The sequence below is a fragment of the Streptomyces sp. NPDC005811 genome, assembly GCF_040630405.1.
GTDB lineage: Bacteria > Actinomycetota > Actinomycetes > Streptomycetales > Streptomycetaceae > Streptomyces.
The window spans coordinates 81,691-104,680 of sequence record NZ_JBEXXK010000031.1 but is presented as its reverse complement, the minus strand read 5'-3'; the positions used below and the strand labels follow the sequence as shown (position 1 = coordinate 104,680).

Sequence of the window (22,990 nt, the reverse complement as noted above, 5' to 3'; positions counted from 1 at the left end):
CCCCCCATGCCCGAAGTCCTCAAAGCCCCCCTCGTCGTCGAGTTCCCCTTCACCCGCTCCCTCGGGCCCGTGCAGAGCGCCTTCCTGACCGGGCTGCGCGAGCAGGTCGTCCTCGGGGTCGCCACCACCGACGGGCGCACCCTCGTGCCCCCCGTCGAATACGACCCCGTCACCGCCGAGGAACTCCGGGACCTCGTCGAGGTCGCGCCCACCGGTACGGTCACCACCTGGGCCTGGAACCACGAGCCGCGCCGCGGACAGCCCCTCGCCACCCCCTTCGCCTGGGTCCTCGTCAGACTCGACGGCGCCGACACCGCCCTGCTGCACGCCCTCGACGCCCCCGGCCCCGACGCCGTCCGCACCGGCATGCGGGTACGGATCCGCTGGGCCGGGGAACGCACCGGCGCCATCACCGACATCGCCTGCTTCGAGCCGTACGACGGAGAGCCCGTCCCCCCGGGCGACAGCGACGGCACGTTCGAGGACCAGGTCGCCGGGATCGTCGCCCACGCCCGGCTCGACTACACCTACTCGCCCGGCCGGGCCCAGTCCGCCTACATCGCCGCCCTCTCCGGCCGGCGGACCGTCGGCGAGCGCTGCCCCTCCTGCCGCAAGGTCTACGTCCCGCCGCGCGGCGCCTGCCCCACCTGCGGCGTCGCCACCGCCGAACAGGTCGAGGTCGGCCCGGCCGGGACCGTCACCACCTTCTGCATCGTCAACATCAAGGCGAAGAACCTCGACATCGAGGTCCCCTACGTCTACGCCCACATCGCCCTCGACGGAGCCGACCTCGCGCTGCACGGACGCATCGGCGGCATCCCGTACGACCAGGTGCGGATGGGCCTCAGGGTCGAACCGGTGTGGACGGACGGCGGCCGCTACCCGGACCACTACCGGCCCACCGGCGAGCCCGACGCGGACTACGAGACGTACAAGGAGCTGCTGTGACCCGGGACATCGCCGTCGTCGCCTTCGGGCAGAGCGACACCCTGCGCAGCACCGCCGAGCACTCCGAGGTGGAGATGCTCATGCCGGTCCTGCACGACGTGCTGGAGCGGACCGGACTGAAGACCGCCGACATCGGCTTCACCTGCTCCGGCTCCAGCGACTACCTCGCCGGCCGCGCCTTCTCCTTCACCCTCGCCCTCGACGGCGTCGGCGCCTGGCCGCCGATCTCCGAGTCCCATGTGGAGATGGACGGCGCCTGGGCACTGTACGAGGCGTGGACGAAGCTGCTGACCGGCGACGCCGACACCGCGCTGGTGTACTCCTACGGCAAGTCCTCGCCCGGGTCGGTGCGCGACGTGCTCACCCGGCAGCTCGACCCGTACTACCTCGCGCCCCTGTGGCCCGACTCCGTCGCCCTCGCCGCCCTCCAGGCGCAGGCGCTGATCGACGCGGGCGACACCGACGAGCCCGCCCTCGCGGGCATCGCCGCCCGCAGCCGCGCCACCGGCAACCCGCACGCCCAGCTGCGGGGCCCGGTCCCGCACGGCGACTACCTCGTCCGGCCCCTGCGCACCGGCGACTGCCCGCCGATCGGCGACGGCGCCGCCGCCGTGATCCTCGCCGCCGGCGACCGCGCCCGCGAGCTGTGCGAACGCCCGGCCTGGATCCGCGGCATCGACCACCGCATCGAGGCCCACGCGCTCGGCGTGCGCGACCTGACCGACTCGCCCTCCACCCGGCTGGCCGCCGAGAAGGCGGGAGCCTTCGAACGGCCCGTCGACACCGCCGAACTGCACGCGCCCTTCACCTCGCAGGAGGTCGTCCTGCGCAAGGCGCTCCGGCTCGGCGACGACGTCCGCGTCAACCCGTCCGGGGGCGCCCTCGCCGCCAACCCGATCATGGCCGCCGGTCTCCTCCGCATCGGCGAGGCCGCCGCCGCCGTGCACCGGGGCGAGTCCGACCGGGCCCTCGCCCACGCCACCTCCGGCCCGTGTCTGCAACAGAACCTGGTCGCCGTACTCGAAGGGGATCCGCGATGAGCAAGGAACCCGTGGCCGTCGTCGGCATCGGCCAGACCAAGCACGTGGCCGCCCGCCGGGACGTCTCGATCGCCGGACTGGTCCGCGAGGCCGCCCGGCGCGCCCTCGACGACGCCGAGCTGACCTGGGCGGACGTCGACGCCGTCGTCATCGGCAAGGCGCCCGACTTCTTCGAGGGCGTGATGATGCCCGAGCTGTACCTCGCCGACGCGCTCGGCGCGGTCGGCAAACCCATGCTGCGGGTGCACACCGCGGGCAGCGTCGGCGGCTCGACGGCGCTGGTCGCGGCCAACCTCGTGGCCGCCCGCGTCCACGACACGGTCCTCACCCTCGCCTTCGAAAAGCAGTCCGAGTCCAACGCCATGTGGGGCCTGTCCCTGCCGATCCCCTTCCAGCAGCCCCTGCTGGCCGGGGCCGGCGGCTTCTTCGCCCCGCACGTCCGCGCCTACATGCGGCGCAGCGGCGCCCCCGACACCGTCGGCTCGCTGGTCGCGTACAAGGACCGGCGCAACGCGCTGAAGAACCCGTACGCGCATCTGCACGAGCACGACCTCACCCTGGAGAAGGTCCAGGCCTCGCCGATGCTGTGGGACCCGATCCGCTACTCCGAGACCTGCCCGTCCTCCGACGGCGCGTGCGCGATGGTCCTCACCGACCGTGCGGGCGCGGCCCGTTCGCCCCGGCCGCCCGCGTGGATGCTGGGCGGCGCGATGCGCAGCGAACCGACCCTCTTCGCGGGCAAGGACGCCGTCTCCCCGCAGGCCGGCAAGGACTGCGCGGCCGATGTCTACCGCCAGGCCGGCATCGGCGACCCGCGCCGGGACATCGACGCCGTCGAGATGTACGTGCCGTTCTCCTGGTACGAGCCCATGTGGCTGGAGAACCTCGGCTTCGCCGCCGAGGGCGAGGGCTGGAAACTCACCGAGTCCGGGGTCACCGAGCTCGACGGGGACCTGCCCGTCAACATGTCGGGCGGCGTCCTGTCCACCAACCCGATCGGCGCCTCCGGCATGATCCGCTTCGCGGAGGCCGCCCTCCAGGTCCGCGGCCAGGCCGGGGAACACCAGCTGGAGCGGGCCCGCAAGGTGCTCGGACACGCCTACGGCGGCGGTTCGCAGTTCTTCTCCATGTGGCTCGTGGGAGCGCGGCCCCCCGAGTCCTGAAAGGCACCGTCCACGTGCTCTGTCGGCACCCGGAACCGATCGCTAGGCTGACCCGCGGACGACGAACCGGGAGGAGCACGGACGTGGCCGAGAGCACCATCCAGCAGCAGCCGCTCAAGGGCTGGGACAAGCCTGAGCTGGACCTCAGCAACGCCGAGTGGCAGTCCAGCAGCCGGGGGCGGGGGGATGTCCAGATCGCCTTCGTCGAGGGATTCATCGCGATGCGCAACAGCGAGCGCCCCGAGAGTCCCTCCCTGATCTTCACCCCCGCGGAGTGGGGCGCGTTCGTCTCGGGCGCGCGGGAGGGAGAGTTCGACCTGACCTGATCAGGGGCGTTCGGTCCGTTTTTCCGGACACGCGACCCGCGTACGTCGCCGCACGGCCCCGGCTGAGCGAGGCTGGCCCCGGCGGGACGAAGGTCGTCCTCCGGAGGTGAGGACCATGAGCACCCTGCCGGTCGTCGCGGCGGTCGACGGTTCCGACGACAGCCTGCGGTCCCTCGACTGGGCCGCCGACGCCGCCCGCCGCCGGGGGGCGCCCCTGCGCGTGGCGCACGTACGGCACCACTCCGTCTGGGCGCCGCCCGGCGCGCCGGTCCCCGTGCCTCCGCCCCCGGAGGGCGACCCCGTCCTCGCCGACGCCAGGGCCCGCCTCGCGGGGGACGGCGCGTCCGGCGTGCCGGACGTGGAGTACGCCGGCCTCGACGGCGCGCCCGGCGCCCTGCTGCCCGCGCTCGGCGCCGAGGCGCAGCTGCTGGTGCTCGGCTCCCGCGGCCGCGGCGGCTTCGCCAGTCTGCTGCTCGGCTCCAACGGGCTGAGCGCGGCCCGGGACGCCGAATGCCCCGTCGTGATCGTGCCCCGGCCGGACCGCACGGTCGACCTCACCCTGCCCGTCGAACCCGGACCCCGCGTGGTGGTCGGCCTCAAGACCGACGGCCCCGACGACGCCGCCCTCGGCCTCGCCTTCACCGAGGCGGCCCTGCGCGGCGCGCGTCTGCACGTGGTCGCCGCCTACCCGTGGCCGATCCAGACCTGGGTCGCCCCCGGCGACCTGCCCGTCACGGTCTACGACCAGGACGCCATCGAGCACGAGACCCGCACCCTCGCCGACGGCTTCCTCGCCCCGCACCGCGCCCGGCACCCCGAAGTCCGGGTCGACACCGTCCCCACCCCCGGCGACGCGGCCGGACTCCTCGTCGCCGCCTCCCGCGACGCCGAACTGGTCGTGGTCGGCCGCCACCGCCGCCGCCTCCTCGCCCCCGCCCGCATGCTCGGCTCCGTCACCCAGGCGGTCCTGCTGCACGCGGCGAGCCCGATCGCGGTGGTCCCACCGGTACCGGTCGAGGAATGACCGGCTCATGGTCTGTACGTCACCTACCAATGGCCCCATGGGGGACCCGCCCCACCGGGACGTCCGGCTCGCTCTCGATCCGGCCCTCACCGTGCGCCACGACGGCGACGGGGCATCGCCGATGATCAGGCCGAGCCGTCCGGGCTCGCCGCCCCGGCCGCCGTCAGGGAATTGCGGGTCGCCGTCCGGACCCTCATCTCCCATGCCGTACGTCCCGGCGAGCCGAGCCCGGCCGACGCGCACCGGCTCCTGCCGCCCGCGGAGGCGCTGCGGCGCCTCAACGCGACGGCCGCCACCCCCACCGTTCCCGTCCTCACCTGGACCGAGGGCGCCGGACCCGTCCTGCACCGTCGGCCCACCGCGACCGCCACCGCCACCGCCCCCGACCTCACGGCCACCCGCACCCAGGCCGCCATCGCCGGCGCGAGTCGCCCGGCACGCGGAACGCCACAAGAAGATCGCGAACTGATAACCAACGGGACGCTGTCCGCCCCGAAGGGCGCGGGGAACTGCGCGATCAGCCCCAAACCACCCGCACGCGAAACCCGGCCGACACCGACGGGGCCGTACGATGGCGGCATGTCGTTCCTCCGCCGCCGCAGCGCCACCCCCGCCGGCCCCGATTTCGACGTGCTGGCCATGGACCCGGGCGACTGGCCCGGCAATCTCGGCGCCGGCCTGCTGCCCGCCCCCGACGGCAGCTGCCAGGGCGTCTTCCTGCGCTACGACCTGTTCGGCGGCCGCGGCCCCGCGATGATCATCGGAAACCTCCCCGAGGGCTCCCCGGCCCGCGAGGTCGCCGACGGCGAGGTCCCCTTCGAGGTCGCCCAGCTGCTGCTGGCCCTGGAGAACGACGAGGAGGTGACCGTCGTCGGCACCGAGGACATGCCCGTGATGCAGGGCGACAACCTGCTCATCGTGCGGCGCCTGAAGCTCTCCGAGGGCCGGATCTCCTGCGTCCAGTTCGACCGCAGCGACAACGTCCTGGTGACCATCGCCGCCTGGGACCGCCCCATCACCGACGACCTGTACGCCCTGCTGAAGCCTCTCCCGGCGGAGCTGTTCCAGCAGGGCTGAGGCGTCAGGACGCCGGGACGATCGTCACGTCCGCCGCGCGGACGAACGCCACCCGGTGGCCGTACTGGATCTCGTAGTACTTGTCCTTGCCCTCGACCACCCGATGCGTGCTGGGGTCGAAGGAGCCCGCGTAGAGGTACTCGCCCGGCACCCGGTCCCCGGCCACGTACCGTTGGCCCTTCGGCAGGGTGTACGGCAGCGCGGAGACCGGCTGCACCGGGATCCCCGCCGGATAGGCCGAGGCCTCCGGGTAGGCGCGCCCGTACACCGGAACGCTGTCCAGGCCCGCCCTCGGAGTGATCAGCACCCCGTGGGAGGGCACCGCCGCCGGCTTGGACCGCGGGTTCCTGAACCAGGCCTTGCGGCCCAGGTACCAGATGGCCGTCCAGTCGCCCCAGGTGCCCGCGACCGCGAACTGCTGACCGGTGGAGACCCGTGAGGACAGGTCGTTCACCCCGGTGGTCGGCGTGCCCAGGCCGGGGTCGGTGACCAGCGCCGCCTTCTCGTCGTGGTCGGAGTACAGCCGCACCGCGCTGGAGCCGTGCGCCGCGCACGCCTTGCCCTTGCCGCCGCAGTCCAGGTACGCGGGCCGGTTGGTGGCGTAGTCCGGCCGGATCGTCACCACCGCGCTGCCCGCGGGCGCCGTCGCCTCCAGCGGCTTGCCCAGCAGCTCGAAGTAGTGCCGCCAGTCCCAGTACGGGCCCGGGTCGGTGTGCATGCCGCCCACGTTCGCCGCGGTCGGGCCGGGCACGGTGTCATGGCCGAGGATGTGCTGCCGGTCCAGCGGAACGCCGTACCGCGCCGCCAGGAACGCCACCAGCCGCGCCGACGACCGGTACATCGCCTCCGTGTACCAGGAGTCCGGCTGGGCGAGGAAGCCCTCGTGCTCCAGCCCGATCGAGTTCGCGTTGACGTACCAGTTGCCCGCGTGCCAGGCCACGTCCTTCGTCCGGACGTGCTGGGCGATGTGCCCGTCGGTGGAGCGCAGCGAGTAGTGCCAGGACACATAGGTGGGGTCCTGGACCAGGTTGATGACCCCTTCCCAGCCGCCCTCCGTGTCATGGATGACGATGTACCGGATGGGCGAGGACGCGGGCCGGTCCGCCTCGTCGTGGTTGCCGTAGTCGCCGGCGCCGAACGCCTCGTACGGCGCCGGGATCCGCTCGCAGGACACCCCCGGCGGACACTCGGTGCCCTCGGCCGAGCCCTGGCGCAGACCGGCCCGGTCGATCTGGGTGATCCGGGGGTCCAGGGTCGGCTGCGCGGTCAGCGCGACGAGTTCGCCGCTGTCGGTGACCCGCCGCTCGCCGGTGCGCATCACCTCGTACACGTCGTTGGCGTACGCGGCGGCGGTCTCGCTGTCGTCCGCGCCCGAGAACCGGGCCACCGCGCCGTACCAGTCCGAGGGGTCCTCGCTCAGCGGCTCGCCCAGGTACTCCTGGGCGTCGGCGAGCAGCGCGGCGCCGCCCGCCACGTTGGCGGCCGGGTCCTTGCGCAGCTTCGCCGCGCTCAGCCCGGTCAGCCGCGCGGCCCGGGGGAGGGTGCGCAGCCGGGCCGGGATCTCGTCGCCCTCGGGGAGCCGCACCTGCGGATGCCGGGCAGGGCGGGCGTCGTCGCCCCGGGCGTCCTCCGTGGCCTCGCTGTGGTGCGGGGTGCCGGCCAGGGCGGTCCGGGCGTCCGTGAGGTGCATCGGGCCGTAGCCGCCGGTCACGCTGGGTGCACCGGCGTGGGAGTCCCAGCGGGACTGGAGGTAGGAGACGCCCAGCAGCACGCTCTGCGGCACGTGGTAGCGGGCGGCCGCCGTGGCGAAGGCCTGCTGGAGACCGGACGCCCCGGTCTCGGCGGCCGACGGCGCCGCGCCGAGCAGTGGCAGCAGCAGAGCCGCCGAGGCGAGGGCCCCGGCGGCTCTTCGGGCGTGGGCGGGTGGTCGGGGGTGGGTGACGGGTCCTGGCAAGGCGGCCTCCTCGGTCTGCCGATGACCCGTCAATCATGACCACATAAAGGACATTTGCCGTGGTAGCGACGCACGGATGACGACGCACGGAGGGCCGCGGTGCACCGCCGTTCCGGCGCACCGCGGCCCTCCGTCCCCTCAGCGAGTGCCGACCGCCGCGCGCACGGCCCGGCGGGCCAGCTGGCAGTCGTCGTGCAGCCGCCGCAGCAGCAGCCGCTGTTCCTCGCCGGACGGCGCGGCGCCCGGGTGGGGCGCACCCGGGGCCGCCGGGGCCGTGTCGTGCATCGAACGCTGCACGGCCGTCTCGTAGGTGCGGATCTCCCGGGTCAACACCAGCATCAGGTTCACCAGGAAGGCGTCCCGGGAGGCCGGACCCGCCGACTGGGCGATCTGGCTGATCTGACGGCGCGCCACCGGCGCGTCACCGAGGACCGACCACAGCGTCGCCAGGTCGTAGCCCGGCAGGTACCAGCCCGCGTGCTCCCAGTCCACCAGCACTGGACCGGCCGGTGAGACGAGGATGTTCGACAGGAGGGCGTCGCCGTGGCAGAACTGGCCCATGCCCTGCCGGCCCGCGGAGGCCGCGATGCCGTGCAGCAGCTTCTGCAGGTCGCCCAGGTCCCGGTCGGTGAGCAGCCCCAGCTCGTGGTAGCGGGAGATCCGGGCCGCGTAGTCCAGCGGGGCGTCGAAGGTGCCCGCCGGCGGCCGCCAGGCGTTCAGCCGGCAGATCGCGCCGAGGGCCGCCCTGATGTCAGCCCGCGGCGGAGCCTCGGCCGGGTGCCGCTGGAGGGCCGCCACCCGCCCCGGCATCCGCTCGATCACCAGGGTGCAGTTGTCCGGGTCCGCCGCGATCAGTCTCGGCACCCGCACCGGGGGGCGCTGCCGGACGAACGTGCGGTACGACGCTATTTCGTGCCGGATCCGCTCGGCCCAGACGGGCGAGTGGTCCAGTAAGCACTTCGCGACGGCCGTACTGCGCCCGGTCGTGCCGACCAGCAGCACCGTGCGTCCGCTGCGGCGCAGCACCTGCACCGGGGCGAACTCCGGGCAGATCCGGTGCACCGAGGCGAGCGCGGTGCGCAGCTGGGCGCCCTGCGGGCCGGACAGGTCGAGCCTGCCGCTGAGCGGCTGGGTGCCGAGCCCCGCGGGACGGCGGACGCCGGCCGCGCCGAGCACGGGGGCCGCCGTCCGCGCGGGGGCGAGATAGGGGCCGCCGCCGCCCGGGCGGGGGTGCAGCGACCGGGGCGGGGCGGACACGGAGGACGATGCTGCGTACATGGGCGGAACAGATCCCTTCGTGTGCCTGCGAGTCAAAGCGCTGCCCCGACCGATCACCCGGGTGCACCCTGGGGAATGTCCCTCGGCGACCGGGTCGGGGTGGCGCGTTCCTACCTGACACCCGTCGCCCAGTGGCACACCATCTGGCGGACCCTGGCGAACCCTGGCGAATAGTCGCTCGGCAACTTTCACCGGGCTACTGTCAACTCAGCCGAGAACCTGGGGGCTTACGTGAGCGGACAACCCAACACCCGCCTGGCGGACCTGTTCGGCCTGGCCGGCTGGTCCAAGGGTGAACTCGCGAGGCTGGTCAACCGGCAGGCGGCGGCCATGGGCCACCCCCAGCTGTCGACCGACACCTCCCGGGTGCGGCGGTGGATCGACACGGGAGAGATCCCGCGCGATCCGGTGCCGCGGGTGCTGGCGGCTCTGTTCACCGAGCGTCTCGGCCGTGTCGTGACCATCGAGGACCTCGGTCTGGTACGGCACGGGCGTACGGGGAAACGGCCGGGCGGCGGGAGCGCAGAACATCCCGACGGCTTGCCGTGGGCGCCCGAACGGACTGCCGCGGTCCTCACCGAATTCACGGGAATGGACCTCATGCTCAACCGACGCGGCTTGGTGGGCGCGGGTGCCGCGCTCGCCGCGGGATCAGCACTCAGCAGCGCCATGTACGAATGGCTGCACACCGACCCCACCCTCTCCGCCGACGCTCCCGTCCTCGACAACCCCCTCCTCCCGCATGCCGACCCCGCTGGGTTCGACCGCTATGAGGCCGCCCCCATCGGGACGGAGGAGATCGAGGAACTGGAGCGGTCGGTCGAGGTGTTCCGAGCCTGGGACGCGGCCCGCGGGGGCGGGCTGCAACGCAAGGCCGTCGTGGGACAGCTCAATGAAGTGGGCGGCATGCTCGCCTACCACCATCCTGCCCATCTGCAGCGGCGCCTGTGGGGCGTCGCCGCCAACCTCGCCGTCCTCGCCGGCTGGATGTCGCACGACGTCGGCCTCGAACCCACCGCCCAGAAGTACTTCGTCATCGCCGCCCATGCCGCACGGGAGGGCGGCGACCGGCCGCGGGCGGGGGAGGCGCTCTCCCGCGCGGCCCGTCAGATGGTCCATCTCGGCCGGCCCGACGAGGCCCTGGACCTGATGAAGCTGGCCCAGTCCGGCTCCGGCAGCCAGGTGCTGCCCCGGACCCGGGCGATGTTCCACACCATCGAGGCCTGGGCGCAGGCGTCGATGGGCAAGGGCCAGGCCATGCGCCGCACCCTGGGCCAGGCGGAGGACCTCTTCGTCTCCGACCGGGCCGATGTGGAACCGCCGTCCTGGATGCAGACCTTCAAGGACGAGGATCTGTACGGCATGCAGGCCCTGGCCTACCGCACCCTGGCCGAGTTCGAGCCGCAGGCGGCCGTCCACGCCCAGTACTACGCGGAGAAGGCCCTGGCGCTCCGGGTCGACGGACGGGAACGGTCGAAGATCTTCGACCATCTGTCCATGGCCTCGGCCTGTTTCATCGCCGACGATCCGGAACAGGCGGACCGCTACGCCCGGCTGGCCCTGATGTCGATGGGCTCGAACTCCTCCCGTCGCACCTGGGACCGGCTGCGCGAGATGTACCGGCTCACCGCGGAGTACGCCGGCTATCCGAGCATCAGCGAGCTGCGTGAGCAGATCAGGCAGGCGCTGCCGAGGCCGAGGGGAGGACGGGGCGGCAACACCGCTCAGGCGTGAGTGCGTCGGCGGTACGTTGATGAGCAGTTGATCACCGGGTGACCCGGGCGACGAGCACACAGGCGTCGTCGTCGCGCCCGCTCTCGCCGAACTCCTCCAGGACCGTCCGCAGGCAGTCCTGTGCGGTGCGCGCCTCGTGGAAGCGGGGGGCGAGACCGAGCAGTCGGTGCGTCCTGTCGCCGGGCACGAGTCCGGTGGTGTGCAGCAGGAGCAGGTCGCCCGTTTCGAGGGTCGCTTCGGCCTGCCCGTAGACGGCGCCCGTGGTGGCGCCCAGGAGGACACCGTCGGGTGTGTCGAGCCGGCACCCCGTCCCGCCGCGGAACAGCAGCGGGGTGGGGTGTCCGGCCTGCGCCCAGGTGAGGGCGCGGGTGTCGGGCCGGTAGCGGCAGCACAGGGCGCCGGCCAGGACGGGTTGCGCGGTGGTGTCCAGTAACCGGTTGAGCCAGCCCATCAGTTGGGCGGGTGCGGTGCCGGCCATGCCCATGCCGCGCAGGGCGCCGAGGAGCATCGCCGTGTCCGCGGTGACGGCCGGGCCGTGGCCGGTGAGGTCGCCGACGCTGAGCAGCGTCTGGCCGTCGGGGAGTTCGAGGGCGTCGTACCAGTCGCCGCCGAGGGGCGAGCCCGTCGCGGCGGGCAGCCGGGCGGCGGCGAGGTCGAGGGTGCCGGTGCCCCGGTGCGGCAGGGGCAGGGCACCGTGTCCGGGCGGGAGCACGGCCTCGTGCAGCTCGACCGCGAGCCGGCGCTCGCTCTGGGCGCGCTGCCGGTGGCGTTGCAGCGAGTCACGGGTCCTGCGTACCTCGCCCTGGCTGCGGCGCAGTTCGCTGACGTCGCGGAGCACGGCCCACATCGAGGCGGTGCCGCCGTCGCCGTCGAGCACGGGCTCACCCATCATGTGCACGGTCCGCACCCCGCCGTCCGGCCGGACGACGCGGAACTCGCCGTCGATGGGGCGGGCGTCCACCAGACAGTCCGTGACCATCACGGTGAGCTTGGGCCGGTCCTCGTCGAGGACGAGGGAGGGCAGTTCGTCGAGGGTGAGCGCGGGGGTGGCCGGGTCGCGGCCGAGGATGCCGTAGAGCTCGGCGGACCAGTGGGCGTCGTCCGCCAGCAGATTCCACTCCGCGCTGCCGACCCGGCTGAGCAGGGAGTCCCGGGGGGCGGCGGGGGCCGGCGGCGGGCCATCCCGGAGCTGGGCCAGATGGGCGTCGAGGTCCTCGAGCTGATGCAGCGCCAGGTCGTACAGCGCGCGCTGCCAGCGGCCCTGCGGGTCACCGGTGTCGATGTCCCGGGCGTCCCGGCGTACGGCGTCGACGTCGACCTTGAGCCGTCGCGTCTGCGAGATCAGCGCGTCGACCGAGCCGCGTCCCGGCGGCCGGCCGGCGGGATGGTCCGCAGACAGATGGGACGGCATGACGCACTCCGATGCGGGGACGGTACGACGAACGGGGACGGAAGGGCCGTTACGACTGTTGCACAGCCCGCGACGGCGTGTAAGGGATTTGGCAACACACGATTCAGTGGTGTCTCTGGCATATGCCCCTGTCCCCGAGGCGGGCTCACGGTGGTGCTGGTCATATGCCCGGAGGGGGGTCAAGTCGTAGGTGACGTACGTGACTTGAGGGACCGCAGGGGGCTACGGGAAGACCGCCGGTCGCCTGTTCGACGGCCGTATGTTCAGGTCATCGACGTCGTGACGCAGATCACATCAAGTAGCACCCGCTTTCGCGTAATGCGAGCGGTGCCTCCGGGGTCCTACAAGCATGGACATCACCCTCGAACAGCCCGTCCGCGCGCGTCTGATCACCGCCGAGGACCAGGAACTGCCCGTCGCCGCGTCGCTCCGCTACGCCGCCGCCGACCCGTTCGCCGTGCACCTCGACTTCCCCGCGGAGATCTCCCTGGCCGAGGAGGCCGCGACCTGGACCTTCGGCCGCACCCTGCTGGAGGAGGGCCTGCGCGGTCCCGCCGGCACCGGTGACGTGCACATCTGGCCCTGCGGCCCGGCCCGGACGGTGGTGGAGCTGCACTCGCCGTTCGGCATGGCCCTGCTCCAGTTCGACACCTTCGCCCTGCGCCGCTTCCTGCTGCGCAGCTACGCCGTGGTCCCGGCGGGACGGGAGGATGTCGGGGCCGCCGTCGACGAGGGGCTGCAGGCCCTGCTCGGCAATGTCTGAGGCCGGGCGGTCTCAGTCGTCGTGCCCGGCGTACAGCGCGGGACGCCCGGCGAGGGCGATCTCCACGCGCCCGCCGCTCTCCAGTGCCCGGACCCCGGCCTCCGCGACCGCGGAGGCCGCGTAGCCGTCCCAGGCCGTCGGGCCGGTGACCCGCCCCCGCCGGGTGGCGTCGACCCAGCTCTGCACCTCACGGTCGTAGGCCGCCGCGAAGCGGACCAGATAGTCCTGCGGCACCTCGGTCGCCGCGTCACCGCGCGCGGTCACCAGCATCCCGTGGTCGTCGCCGATGCGCGCGCTGCCCGCCTCGCACACGGCCTCGCAGCGCACCTGGTAGCCGAAGCCGCAGTTGACGAAGACCTCCACGTCCACGAGAGCACCGCCGTCGGTCTCGAACACCACGAACTGCGGGTCGAGCAGCCCCTGCGGGGCGCCGGAGGAGGGGCGAGGCCGCAGCACGGAGACCGCCGTCAGCTCCTGGCCGAGCAGCCAGCGGGCCGCGTCGATCTCGTGCGACACCGAACTGTCGATCAGCATCGCGCTGGTGAAGTCCGGCGGCGAGGACACGTTGCGGTGCACACAGTGCAGCATCAGGGGCCGCCCGAGCCGCCCGTCGTCCAGGAGCGCCTTGAGCCGCCGGTACTCGGCGTCGTGGCGGCGCATGAACCCGACCTGGGTGAGCCGCCGGTCGAGCCGGGCCTCCGCCTCGACGATGCGCAGGGCCCCCGCCGAGTCCGGCACCATCGGCTTCTCGCACAGCACCGGAAGCCCCCGGCCGAGCGCCGCGAGCAGGGCCTCCTCGTGCGCGGGACCGGGCGAGGCGATCAGCACCGCCTCCACCCCGGGGGCGTCCAGCGCGGCCTCCGTCTCCGTGTGCACGGAGACCCCGTCGATCCCGGCGACCGCTTCCTTCGCCCGCGCCGGGTCGGGGTCGGCCACGGCGGCGACCCTGGCCCCGCCCACCACGCGGTCGAGACGCCGTATGTGGTCCGCCCCCATGTGCCCGGCCCCCAGCACCGCCACACCCAGCAGGTCACCCACGTGCGCTCCCTCTCCCCGGCGACGATCAACTCGTAGCGTACGCGGGGCGGGTGGCGGCACGGCGGGGGCGGTGCCGGACCGGGGGCAGCGTGGTCAGTACCGCAGGACTCCCGCGATCCCCGCCTCGCTCCCGAGCGTGCCGTCCGGGACGAAGCGCACGTCGGCGCCGGTCTCCAGGCACTGTTCGACGATCTCGTCCACGATGTCTTCGCGGGCGTCGAGGTCGCCGCTCAGGGCCGGGATCAGATGGTCGCCGTCGTCGCGCACGGTCACCCGGTAGTTCTCCTCGACGGCGAGCAGCCGGACCCGGCCCTCGCGGGCGCTCTGCCACACCTCGTCCACACCGGCCGCGAACTCCTTGCGGCCGAGGGCCGATTCCAGCGCGCGGCTGACCGTGTCCACGCTGCGGCGGGCCTCGGCGGCGACCATCGGCCGCACCGCCTGCCACACCGAGTCGGGGGTGCCGTGCGACAGCCCGCCGTGCGGGACGTGCACCGCGGCGCGGGTGACCGTGCCGATCTCGTCGAGGGCGGAGAGGGCCGCCTGTTCACCGGTGATGTACAGCGGCCGGGCGGCCAGCCGCAGCAGCCGGCTCATCGCGGTGTCGGCCTCGCGCAGGAAGTGCCGGGTGTCCTCGTCGCGGAAGGTGCTCGGGGTGTCGCCGATCTGCTCCCGGCGTTCGGCGTCGAAGTTCTCCTGCCGGCGGACCATCGGGAAGCCGCCGAGGTGCTCCTCCGTGACCCGCTCCGGCCCGCCGTTCCACAGGGTGACCCGGTCGGCGGAGACCGACAGCACCCAGTACGGCCGCTCGGCGGCCTGCGCGGAGACCAGGTTGCGGGTCAGGAAGGTGTCCGAGAGCACGACCCGCTCCGGCACCGGACGGCCCAGCGACCACACCTGGTGCTCCCCGGGCGCGGCGAAGATCACCAGCCCGTCCTCGGTGTACGTCAGGTCGACCTCGGCCAGCGCGCGGTCGAGCTGGTCGGCGACGTCGGCGCGCCGCTCACGGGTGACCCCAGGGTCGGACTCCAGCTGTTTCTTCGCGTCGGCCACGACATTGCGCAGCCGGACCCGGTCCTGGGCGTTGTCCGGCTCCCGGCGGTGCGTGGGGGTCAGCACGGAGACCGCGGGATAGGGGCGCGGGCGGCGCAGTTCGGAGAGGGTCGCGGGGCTGAGTGCGTGCTCCATATGAGCACCATAGGACCGATTCACCTATGGGGCATTCGGGGTAACACGCGCAAAGCGGTCGGCGGGACGTCCCGTTGGGCCCGGCCGCGCGGGGTCTCCGGCAAAGTCCCGGATTTCCTCGGCGTACGACGGTGACGACAGCCCCGGCCGACGGTTACCGTACGCGTCAGTAACCGGGACGTACCGCAGGAGGCACCCATGCCGCAGCTCGAAGTCGACGGCGCACCGCTGACGTACGACGACGAGGGACCGCGCGACGGCGGCGGGACACCGCTGGTCTTCGTGCACGGCTGGACGGCGAACCGGCGCCGCTGGGACCACCAGGTCGCCCACTTCGCCGGGACGCGCCGCGTGGTCCGCCTCGACCTGCGCGGACACGGCGAGAGCGGCGGCGCCGGGGTGCGGACGGTGGCCGAGCTGGCGAAGGACCTCGTCGCCCTCCTCGACCACCTCGGCATCGAGCGCTGCGTCCTGGTCGGCCACTCGATGGGCGGGATGATCGCGCAGACCGTCGCCCTGTCCCACCCGGGGCGGGTGGAGCGCATGGTCCTGGTGAACTCCATCGCCCGCATGACGTACAACCGGGGACGGGGCCTGCTGATGGCCGCCTCCACCCTGGTCCCCTTCAAGCTGTTCGTCGCCACCAACATCCAGCGCGCCTTCGCCCCCGGCTTCCCCCGGGAGGAGATCCGCCGGTACGTCGACTCCTCCGCCGGCACCCCGCGCGAGGTGGTCATGACGCTGTACGGCGCCATGCGGGCCTTCGACGTCCTGGACCGGGTCGGGGAGATCAAGGCCCCCACCCTCATGATCCACGGGTACTACGACATCCAGCTGCCGGTGGGGCAGATGCTCCGGATGGCGAAGGCCTACCCGGACGCCACCGTCCGCATCCTGGACGCCGGCCATGAACTCCCCGTGGAGAAGCCGGCCGAGCTGACGGCGGCGATCGACGCGTTCGTGGGCTGAGCCGGGGCCTCGGCGCGTTCCGGCGGACGTCAGCCGAAGGTGTCCGGGTCCGCCGCCGCCCAGTCCGCCGCCCAGCCGGCGGGCGGTCCGGCGGTGAGGGCGCCCGGCTCCAGCCACTCGTACAGCTCGGCGTAGGAACGGACCGTCCGCGCGTCCGTACGGCGCAGCAGATGCGCGGGGGTGAGCCCGCCCGGCTCGGACACGCCCAGCGCCGCCATGATCCGGACGGCGCTGCGGACCGTCGCCCGCTGGTAGTGCCGTACCCGACGGGCCTTGTCGCCGACGTGCAGGGCCCACACCCGCCACGGGTCCTGGGTGGCGACGCCGACCGGACAGGCGCCGGTGGGGCAGCGGCCGGCGCCGACACAGCCGACGGCGGTCATCATCGCGCGGGCCGCGTTGGTGTAGTCGGCGCCCTGGGCGAGCCGCCGGACGATGTCCGCGCCGGTGACGATCCCGCCGCTCGCGCCGATCCGGATCCGGTCCCGGAGACCGGCGCCGACGAGCGCGTTGTGCACGGTGATCAGCCCCTCGGTGAGCGGCATCCCCGGCCGTTCGGCGAGGCCCGGCGGTCCGGCGCCCGTCCCGCCCTCGGCGCCGTCCACCACGACGAAGTCCGGCGCGACGCCTTCCTCGAGCATCGCCTTGCACACCGCGAGGACCTGCCGCCGCGACCGCACGCACAGCTTGAACCCGGTCGGCTTGCCGCCCGCCAGCTCGCGCATCCGGGCCAGGAACAGCACCAGTTCACGCGGCGTCGAGAACACCCGGTGACCCGGCGGCGAGACCACCGTCATCCCCTGGACCACACGCCGCTCCCGCGCCACCTCCGCGCTCACCTTGGCCCCCGGCAGCACCCCGCCGCCGCCCGGGGCGGCCCCCTGCGACAGCTTCAGCGACACGCACTTCACCTCGGGCAGCGCCGCCCGGTCGGCGAACTCCCGCTCCTCGAAGCCCCCGTCGGGCGTACGGCAGCCGAAGTAGCCCGAGCCGATCTCCCAGACGAGGTCGGCGCCGCCTCGCAGATGGTGGTCGGAGAGCCCGCCCTCCCCGGTGTCCTGGGCGAAACGGCCCAGCGCCGCGCCCCGGCCCAGGGCGAGGACCGCACGGGCGGACAGCGCCCCGAAGCTCAGCGCCGACACGTTCAGCAGGGCCATGTCGTACGGCAGCACGCAGTCGGGCCCGCCCACGCGCACCCTCGGTTCCTCCTCGGGCGGCGGGACCGGGCCCGCCGAGGGCGCGAAGAACTCCGCCCCGCCGCGCGGTGCGGGAGCCGGGGGCGCCGGTTCCCGCACCGGGTATCCCAGACGGCCGACCAGCGGGTGGTTGCGCAGCAGCGCGCGGCGGCGCTGGAGCAGGTCCCGGGCGCCGAGCAGGGCCAGGGCGAGCAGGGGGCCGGCCGCCCACCACCACCGGGCGGACAGCGCCCACGACGCGGTGAGCGCCCCGGCCGCGCACAGGACGACGAGCAGCCACGGCGTGAACCGGCGCACTCAGCCGCCGTCCTCGTCGGACAGGCAGGAACTGCCGGTGCGGGGCAGGGAACCGTACAGCAGGAAGTCGTCGACCTTGCGGTGCACGCACTTGGACGAGCCGTAGCCGGTGTGGCCCTCGCCCCGGTTGTCGAGCACCACGGCCGAGTCGCCGAGCCGCTCGGCCGTCTCCACGGTCCAGCGGTACGGCGTCGCCGGGTCCCCGCGGGTGCCGACGAGGAGCATCTTCGCCGTGTCGAGGTCCTTCACCTTCTCGCGAATGAAGTCGGTGCCCCGGGGCCGGCCGTAACAGAGCAGGACCTCGGACAGGCGGTACCGGCCGAACACCGGTGACGCCTTGTCGTAGTCGGCGCGCAGCCGGCGCAGATCGGCGGCGATCCGCTCGGCGGTGGGGCGGTCCGGGTCGTCGGCGCAGTTGATCGCCATCAGCGCGGCCGGGAGGTTGTCCAGCGGCACGTCCTCGGCGTCGACGAGCGGGCTGGGGGAGGGGGCGGGGCCCGCGGCTCGGCCGGGGGTGCGGGGGGCGCGGGCCGGCAAGGAGACGCCGCCGGTGGCGAAGGCCATCACCCCGGAGGTGTCGCCGTCCTCGACGAGCCGGGCCAGCGCGCGTTCCAGGGAGGGCCACAGTTCCTCGCTGTAGAGGCCCTGGCCGAGGGCGGCCACCAGGTCCTGGCCGGTGAAGTCGTCACCGAAGTCCGTCGGCACGGGATCCTCGTCGAGCGAGCGCACCGTGCGGAGCACCTCCTCGCGGGCGGTCCGCGCGTCGGTGCCGAACGGGCAGGCGATGTCCTTCACGCACCAGTCGACGAAGTCGTCCAGCGCCACCTGCTGGCCCCGGGCGCCCGCGAGTCCCTGCTCGGTGAGCGGCTCGGTGAGGGTGTCGACGCCGTCGAGCACCATCCGGCCGACCGTGCCCGGGAACCGGGCCGCGTAGACGGCGCCCAGCCGGGTGCCGTACGAGAACCCCAGGTAGTTGAGCTTCTTGTCGCCCAGCGCCCGGCGTATGACGTCCATGTCCTGCGCCGCGTCGACCGTGCCGATATGGGTCAGGACGGGCCCGGAGTGCCGTGCGCAGTCGGCGGCGGTCCGCTCCAGCCGCGCCAGCAGCGCCCCGGGGTCGTCGAGCGCGGTGTCGTCCTCCAGGGCGCTGAGCCCGTCGTCCGCCTCCTCGGTGTCCCCGCAGCTGACGGGGGAGGAGCGGCCGACGCCCCGGGGGTCGAAGGACACCACGTCGTAGCCGTCGGTCAGCTCCATGAAGTCCTTGCCGCCGTAGGCGAGTCCGGGGACGCCCGCGCCACCGGGGCCGCCGAAGTTCAGGAGCACCGAGCCCCGTTTGTCGCCGGTGGCCCGGTAGCGGGCGAGCGCCAGATCGAGGGAGCCCGCCCCGGGGTGCGCGTAGTCGAGCGGCACCGTCACCTTGCCGCACCGGAGGTCCTCGGGAACGCCGTCCAGGTCGCAGGCCGACCAGGAGATCTTCTGGTCGTAGAACCGGTCGAGCCCGGAGCGGTCGTCCCCGGCCGCCGCCGCGGCCGTCGGCAGTCCCGTCCCCAGCAGGGTGAGCGCGGCGCCCGTGGCGAGGGCGCGGCGGCGCCGCGTCGACAGCATGGCCAGCATCAATGCCTCCAGGGACGCCCCGCAGCGGACGGGGGACCGGCGTCCCGGATCACGATAGGCGGCCTCCGGAAGGCGCGCCTCCGGACGGGCGGCGGCCCCCGCCGGGCCGCCCGACGGCCTCGCGGGGGCCGGGCCGCGGGGCGTGAGGCCGTTCGACCCGGGGCGCCCGATGGGGTGAATGACGGATTGGGCATAACTCGTTCGGTTCGCCCGCGTTTTACCTGGTGCGGGCGAGTGCCCGCGACCTGTATGGCATGTATGGAAGGCAGGGACCCATGAGACGGGCTACCCGAAACGGTGTGCTCGCCGTAGCAGCAGCCTCCGGCGCGATGGCCGCCGTGACGATGCCGGCGTTCGCCGACTCCTCCGCCGCCGGTACCGCGGCCGGCTCGCCCGGCGTGGCCTCCGGCAACGGTGTGCAGCTCCCGGTGCACCTCCCGGTCAACCTCTGCGGCAACACCGTGAACCTGGTGGGCTTGCTGAACCCCGCGTTCGGCAACAGCTGCGCGAACAAGAGCGCCGCGCCGAAGCACGCCCCGGCCTCCGGGGCGGGCGCGACGAGTACGACGGCCGGTTCGCCCGGAGCCGTCTCCGGCAACGGTCTCCAGACACCGGTCGACCTGCCCCTGAACGCCAGCGGGAACAGCGTGGACGTCGTCGGCGTCCTGAACCCGGTGTTCGGCAACCAGTCGGTGAACGGCCCGGTCGACAAGCCCGAGCACCCGGCGCAGCCCGGCCGTCCGAGCACGCCGGTGCCGCCCACGCGCCAGCCCTCGGCCCCCGAGCCCGAGCCGCAGCGTCCCGCCCCGGGCAGGACCGTCCCGCACGCCCGGGCGCCCCAGACCCCGGCCTCCGAGCGGACCGTGTCCGCGCTCGCCCACACCGGTGCCGACGCGACCGTGCCCGCCCTGGCCGGCAGCGCGGCCCTGGTCCTGGCCGGCGCGGTCCTCTACCGCCGCTTCCGCCCGGGCGCCGCGGGCTGAACGCACGGGGCCGAGCCTCCTGAGCCTGTGCCGAGCCGACCCGCAGGCCCCCGCCGAACGGGGGACCTGCGGTGCGCATCGGGCGGCCCCGAGGGAAGCGCCGTACCCGACCACACCACGGAGCTTCCGCCACGTCCGCCGTCGGGCCGGTTTCCCCGAAGCGAGGTGTCGGCGGGCGGGTCGCCGGCCGGACGGACGTCGCGGGGCCGAACCGCCGAGCGGGAGGCCCGGCGGGCCGAGTGCCGGACCTGTGTCGGGCGTCGGTCCCGGGCGCCGGGACGTTGTGGGGGCGGACTGCCGGGTGGGATGTGTCGGTGGGTCGAGTGCCGGGCCTGTGTCGGGCGTCGGTCTTGGGTGCCGGGACGTTGTGGGGGCGGACTGCCGGGTGGGATGTGTCGGCGGGCCGAGTGCCGGGCCTGTGTCGGGCGTCGGTCCCGGGCGCCGGGACGTCGTGAGGGTGAACCGTCGGGTTGGACGTGTCGGCCTGCGAGTGCCGGATCCGTGTCGGGCGCCGGTCTCAGGCGTCGTGGAACCGCCGGTGCAGTGCGCGCACCTCGTCGGTCAGTTCTGGGACCGGGCCTTCCACGGTCACGCCGGGGGCCACCTCGTGCACCGGCAGGGGCCGTACCGGCGCTGCCGCCGCCCCCCCACTCCGCCAGCCAGGCGACGAGCTGGGCGGACGAGGCGACGTAGACGATCCGGCCGAGCCCGACCCAGGCGTGGGCGGCCGCGCACATCGGACAGTGCTCCCCGGAGGTGTAGACCGTGGCGGCCGCCCGCTCCTCGGGGGTCAGCCGGGCCGCCGACCAGCGGGCCAGCTCGAACTCGGGGTGCCGGGTGCGGTCGCCGCCCGCCACCCGGTTGTGGTCCTCGGCGAGCGCCGTCCCGTCCCCGCCGACCAGCACCGACCCGAACGGCTCGTCCCCGGCCTCGAGCGCCTCGGCGGCCAGCTCGACACAGCGGCGCAGATACGGCAGCTCGCTCTTCTCGATCACGGAGTACCGCCCTCCTCGCCGGCGCGACGATCTTCGGCGCCGCACAGCCTAGGCGGTACGGCGGCTTCCGGCGCGCGAAAAATTCTGTTGTGGGGCGCGGCGCAGGGATGCTGGAGTGGGCCGTATGGATCATGCCGCGGTACTCGCCCTGTACGACCGGGACATGCGCGAAGGCGCCCGCCCGGAGAGCTTCGACGCCCGGGTCGAACGGACCGGGGGCGTGGTCCGCCACGTCGGCGGCGAGGGCGGCTGGAACGGCGTCCTCTGGTCGGATCTGGACGGCGTCGACGCGGACGCCGCGATCGCCGCGCAGGTCGCCTTCTTCGCGGGGCGTGGGGCGGAGTTCGAGTGGAAGCACTACGGCCACGACCGCCCCGCCGACCTCGGGCGACGGCTCACGGAGGCCGGGTTCACCGCCGAACCCGAGGAGACGCTGATGATCGGCGAGACGAGCGAGCAGCTCCTCGACGCGCCGCCGCCGCAGGGCGTGCGGATCGAACGGGTGACCGACGCGGCGGGCGTCGAGCTGATGGTCGCGGCCAACGAGAAGGCCTTCGGCCACGACGGCTCCTTCCTGCGGGACCTCGTCCTCGCCCGGCTCGCCGCGGACCCGGACGCGATCGTCGCCCTGGTCGCCCTCGCCGGTGACGAACCGGTCAGCTCGGCGCGCGTGGAACTCGTCCCGGGCACCCGGTTCGCGGGTCTGTGGGGCGGCGGCACCACTCCGGAGTGGCGCGGCCGCGGCATCTACCGCGCCCTGATCGCCCACCGCGCCCGCATCGCCGCCGAGCGCGGCTACCGCTATCTCCAGGTCGACGCCTTGGACCAGAGTCGCCCCATCCTCGAACGCCTCGGCTTCGCCGCGCTGACCACCACGACGCCGTATCTGTACACGCCGTAGCGTGGGTCGCGCCGTCGGACCGCTCACGACGTAGCACCCTTTCGGCCGCCGGGCCTGGTGAGGCCAAGGGCCCGGCCCACCGCAGCACCTCATCGGCCGCCGCAGCACCCGATCGACGACGGTGCCAGCCCGCCACAGCTCCCGGTCGCCCGGGGTCGCATCGTGAAACAGTCGCCCCGCGCATCCGGGGCGCTCAGGGCGCGCCGTGAAGCTCCGGTGGCGCCGTGCCCCCAGCGGCTCAGCCCAGTCCGAAGCCGTCCGCCAGTAGGTCGAGCTGGGACGTGAGCAGGGTGGCCCCGTCGTGTCCCATGCCCTCGAACTGGCCGGACACCTCCAGACCGGTGGCGCCGTGCAGGTGCGTCCAGGTGAGCACGGCGCCCGCCAGGGCGACGCCCTCCGCACCGGACGGCACCTGGGTGCGGGCCCACTCGGCGACCGCCGCGTCCCGCGCCGCCCACGCCGTCATCTGGGCCACCACCGGCCGTACCGAGGCCGAGGGCTCCGCCTCCGCGAACGCGGGCAGGAACGGCCACAGCACGGCACGGGCGCTGTCCAGCGTGTCCGCGGGTGCCGTGTAGCCGGGTACCGGAGTGCCCTGGATCAGCAGATAGCGGTGCGGTGCGGCCACGGCCCAGCTCCGGGCGGCCACCGCGAGCGTCTGGAGCCTGATCCGGGGCGCGGTTCCCGTGGGCAGCGCCCCGGCCGCCGCCGAGACGGCCTGTGCCAGATCGGCGTACGCGTCCCGGATCAGGTCCGTCAGCAGCGCGTCCCGGCTGTCGAAGTACCGGTAGAGCGCCGGGCCCGACAGCCCGACCTCCTTCGCGATCCGGGTCAGTGCCACGGCCCCCGTGCCGCCTTCGGCCAGCTGCCGGAGCGCGATGTCCTTGATCTCGGCCCGGGTCTGCTCCCGGTACCGCGCCCTCGGGCTCTGCGCACTGCCGGCCACCGGCGCTCCTCTCTCCTCCGCGGTCGCCACCACGGCATCCGCGTCTCAGGTGACACACCCTAACGAAGACCCGGACCTCCCACTGTTGCTAGCGCCAATCGCAAGAGTTACAGTCTCTAACTGTTGCGACTGGCCATCACGACCG

At 73.8% G+C, this 22,990-nt stretch carries 19 protein-coding genes and 1 pseudogene; 11 read left to right on the top strand and 9 right to left on the bottom strand.

The genetic code is table 11. The annotated features are described in order from the left end of the window. Positions 1-6: 6 nt before the first annotated feature. From ABZ490_RS30340 to ABZ490_RS30315, 6 genes are all read left to right on the top strand, one after another. The gene (locus ABZ490_RS30340; protein ID WP_358996805.1) at positions 7-948 is read left to right on the top strand and encodes an OB-fold domain-containing protein; all 942 of its coding nucleotides are present in this window, start codon (positions 7-9) and stop codon (positions 946-948) included. Then, entirely contained in the window at positions 945-1,988 is a 1,044-nt protein-coding gene (locus tag ABZ490_RS30335) for a thiolase domain-containing protein (RefSeq protein WP_358996802.1), read from the top strand. Before ABZ490_RS30340 ends, ABZ490_RS30335 begins: the two co-directional genes overlap by 4 nt. Continuing rightward, on the top strand, positions 1,985-3,151 hold the full coding sequence (locus ABZ490_RS30330; protein WP_358996799.1) for a thiolase domain-containing protein: 1,167 nt from the start codon (positions 1,985-1,987) through the stop codon (positions 3,149-3,151). Before ABZ490_RS30335 ends, ABZ490_RS30330 begins: the two co-directional genes overlap by 4 nt. A gap of 83 nt (positions 3,152-3,234) precedes the next feature. Then, the gene (locus tag ABZ490_RS30325; RefSeq protein WP_358996796.1) at positions 3,235-3,477 is read left to right on the top strand and encodes a DUF397 domain-containing protein; all 243 of its coding nucleotides are present in this window, start codon (positions 3,235-3,237) and stop codon (positions 3,475-3,477) included. A 115-nt stretch (positions 3,478-3,592) separates the two neighbouring features. Next, positions 3,593-4,501, top strand: coding sequence for a universal stress protein (locus tag ABZ490_RS30320; protein WP_358996792.1), 909 nt, complete (start codon positions 3,593-3,595; stop codon positions 4,499-4,501). 579 nt (positions 4,502-5,080) lie between these two features. Then, entirely contained in the window at positions 5,081-5,578 is a 498-nt protein-coding gene (locus tag ABZ490_RS30315; protein ID WP_067257963.1) for a hypothetical protein, read from the top strand. 4 nt (positions 5,579-5,582) lie between these two features. Here the strand turns inward: ABZ490_RS30315 and ABZ490_RS30310 are convergent, their stop codons facing one another. Both ABZ490_RS30310 and ABZ490_RS30305 read right to left on the bottom strand, forming a co-directional pair. Then, positions 5,583-7,532, bottom strand: a complete 1,950-nt coding sequence (locus ABZ490_RS30310) for a peptidoglycan recognition family protein (RefSeq protein ID WP_358996790.1) — start codon at positions 7,530-7,532, stop codon at positions 5,583-5,585. A gap of 138 nt (positions 7,533-7,670) precedes the next feature. After that, entirely contained in the window at positions 7,671-8,810 is a 1,140-nt protein-coding gene (locus tag ABZ490_RS30305) for an aminoglycoside phosphotransferase family protein (RefSeq protein ID WP_358996787.1), read from the bottom strand. Between the two features lie 231 nt (positions 8,811-9,041). Here ABZ490_RS30305 and ABZ490_RS30300 point away from each other — a divergent pair, with 231 nt between their 5' ends. Continuing rightward, entirely contained in the window at positions 9,042-10,544 is a 1,503-nt protein-coding gene (locus tag ABZ490_RS30300; protein ID WP_358996784.1) for a hypothetical protein, read from the top strand. A 31-nt stretch (positions 10,545-10,575) separates the two neighbouring features. Here ABZ490_RS30300 and ABZ490_RS30295 read toward each other — a convergent pair whose 3' ends face one another. Continuing rightward, positions 10,576-11,955 carry a SpoIIE family protein phosphatase gene (locus ABZ490_RS30295; RefSeq protein WP_358996781.1) on the bottom strand — a complete coding sequence of 460 codons (1,380 nt, stop codon included), beginning with the start codon at positions 11,953-11,955 and terminating at the stop codon, positions 10,576-10,578. Between the two features lie 349 nt (positions 11,956-12,304). Here ABZ490_RS30295 and ABZ490_RS30290 point away from each other — a divergent pair, with 349 nt between their 5' ends. After that, a complete protein-coding gene (locus tag ABZ490_RS30290) occupies positions 12,305-12,718 on the top strand; it encodes an SsgA family sporulation/cell division regulator (RefSeq protein ID WP_358996779.1) in 414 nt (137 codons plus the stop codon). A gap of 12 nt (positions 12,719-12,730) precedes the next feature. Here the strand turns inward: ABZ490_RS30290 and ABZ490_RS30285 are convergent, their stop codons facing one another. Further along, on the bottom strand, positions 12,731-13,756 hold the full coding sequence (locus ABZ490_RS30285) for a Gfo/Idh/MocA family oxidoreductase (RefSeq protein ID WP_358996776.1): 1,026 nt from the start codon (positions 13,754-13,756) through the stop codon (positions 12,731-12,733). Between the two features lie 93 nt (positions 13,757-13,849). Continuing rightward, a complete protein-coding gene (locus tag ABZ490_RS30280; RefSeq protein WP_358996773.1) occupies positions 13,850-14,944 on the bottom strand; it encodes a chemotaxis protein in 1,095 nt (364 codons plus the stop codon). Between the two features lie 198 nt (positions 14,945-15,142). Between ABZ490_RS30280 and ABZ490_RS30275 the strand changes: the two genes are divergently transcribed. Further along, entirely contained in the window at positions 15,143-15,913 is a 771-nt protein-coding gene (locus ABZ490_RS30275) for an alpha/beta fold hydrolase (protein WP_358996770.1), read from the top strand. Between the two features lie 29 nt (positions 15,914-15,942). Here the strand turns inward: ABZ490_RS30275 and ABZ490_RS30270 are convergent, their stop codons facing one another. Together ABZ490_RS30270 and ABZ490_RS30265 are read right to left on the bottom strand one after the other, a co-directional pair. Then, complete coding sequence (locus ABZ490_RS30270; protein ID WP_358996767.1) at positions 15,943-17,406, bottom strand: FMN-binding glutamate synthase family protein; 1,464 nt, start codon at positions 17,404-17,406, stop codon at positions 15,943-15,945. Next, on the bottom strand, positions 17,407-19,020 hold the full coding sequence (locus tag ABZ490_RS30265; protein ID WP_358996764.1) for an alpha/beta hydrolase: 1,614 nt from the start codon (positions 19,018-19,020) through the stop codon (positions 17,407-17,409). Positions 19,021-19,295: 275 nt separating this feature from the next. Between ABZ490_RS30265 and ABZ490_RS30260 the strand changes: the two genes are divergently transcribed. Continuing rightward, complete coding sequence (locus ABZ490_RS30260; RefSeq protein WP_358996761.1) at positions 19,296-20,003, top strand: chaplin family protein; 708 nt, start codon at positions 19,296-19,298, stop codon at positions 20,001-20,003. 517 nt (positions 20,004-20,520) lie between these two features. Here the strand turns inward: ABZ490_RS30260 and ABZ490_RS30255 are convergent. Beyond that, positions 20,521-20,998: pseudogene (locus ABZ490_RS30255) on the bottom strand (nucleoside deaminase). 124 nt (positions 20,999-21,122) lie between these two features. Here ABZ490_RS30255 and ABZ490_RS30250 point away from each other — a divergent pair. Further along, complete coding sequence (locus tag ABZ490_RS30250) at positions 21,123-21,899, top strand: GNAT family N-acetyltransferase (protein WP_358996758.1); 777 nt, start codon at positions 21,123-21,125, stop codon at positions 21,897-21,899. Positions 21,900-22,137: 238 nt separating this feature from the next. Here the strand turns inward: ABZ490_RS30250 and ABZ490_RS30245 are convergent, their stop codons facing one another. Next, positions 22,138-22,845, bottom strand: a complete 708-nt coding sequence (locus ABZ490_RS30245) for a TetR/AcrR family transcriptional regulator (protein ID WP_358996755.1) — start codon at positions 22,843-22,845, stop codon at positions 22,138-22,140. Positions 22,846-22,990 lie beyond the last annotated feature (145 nt).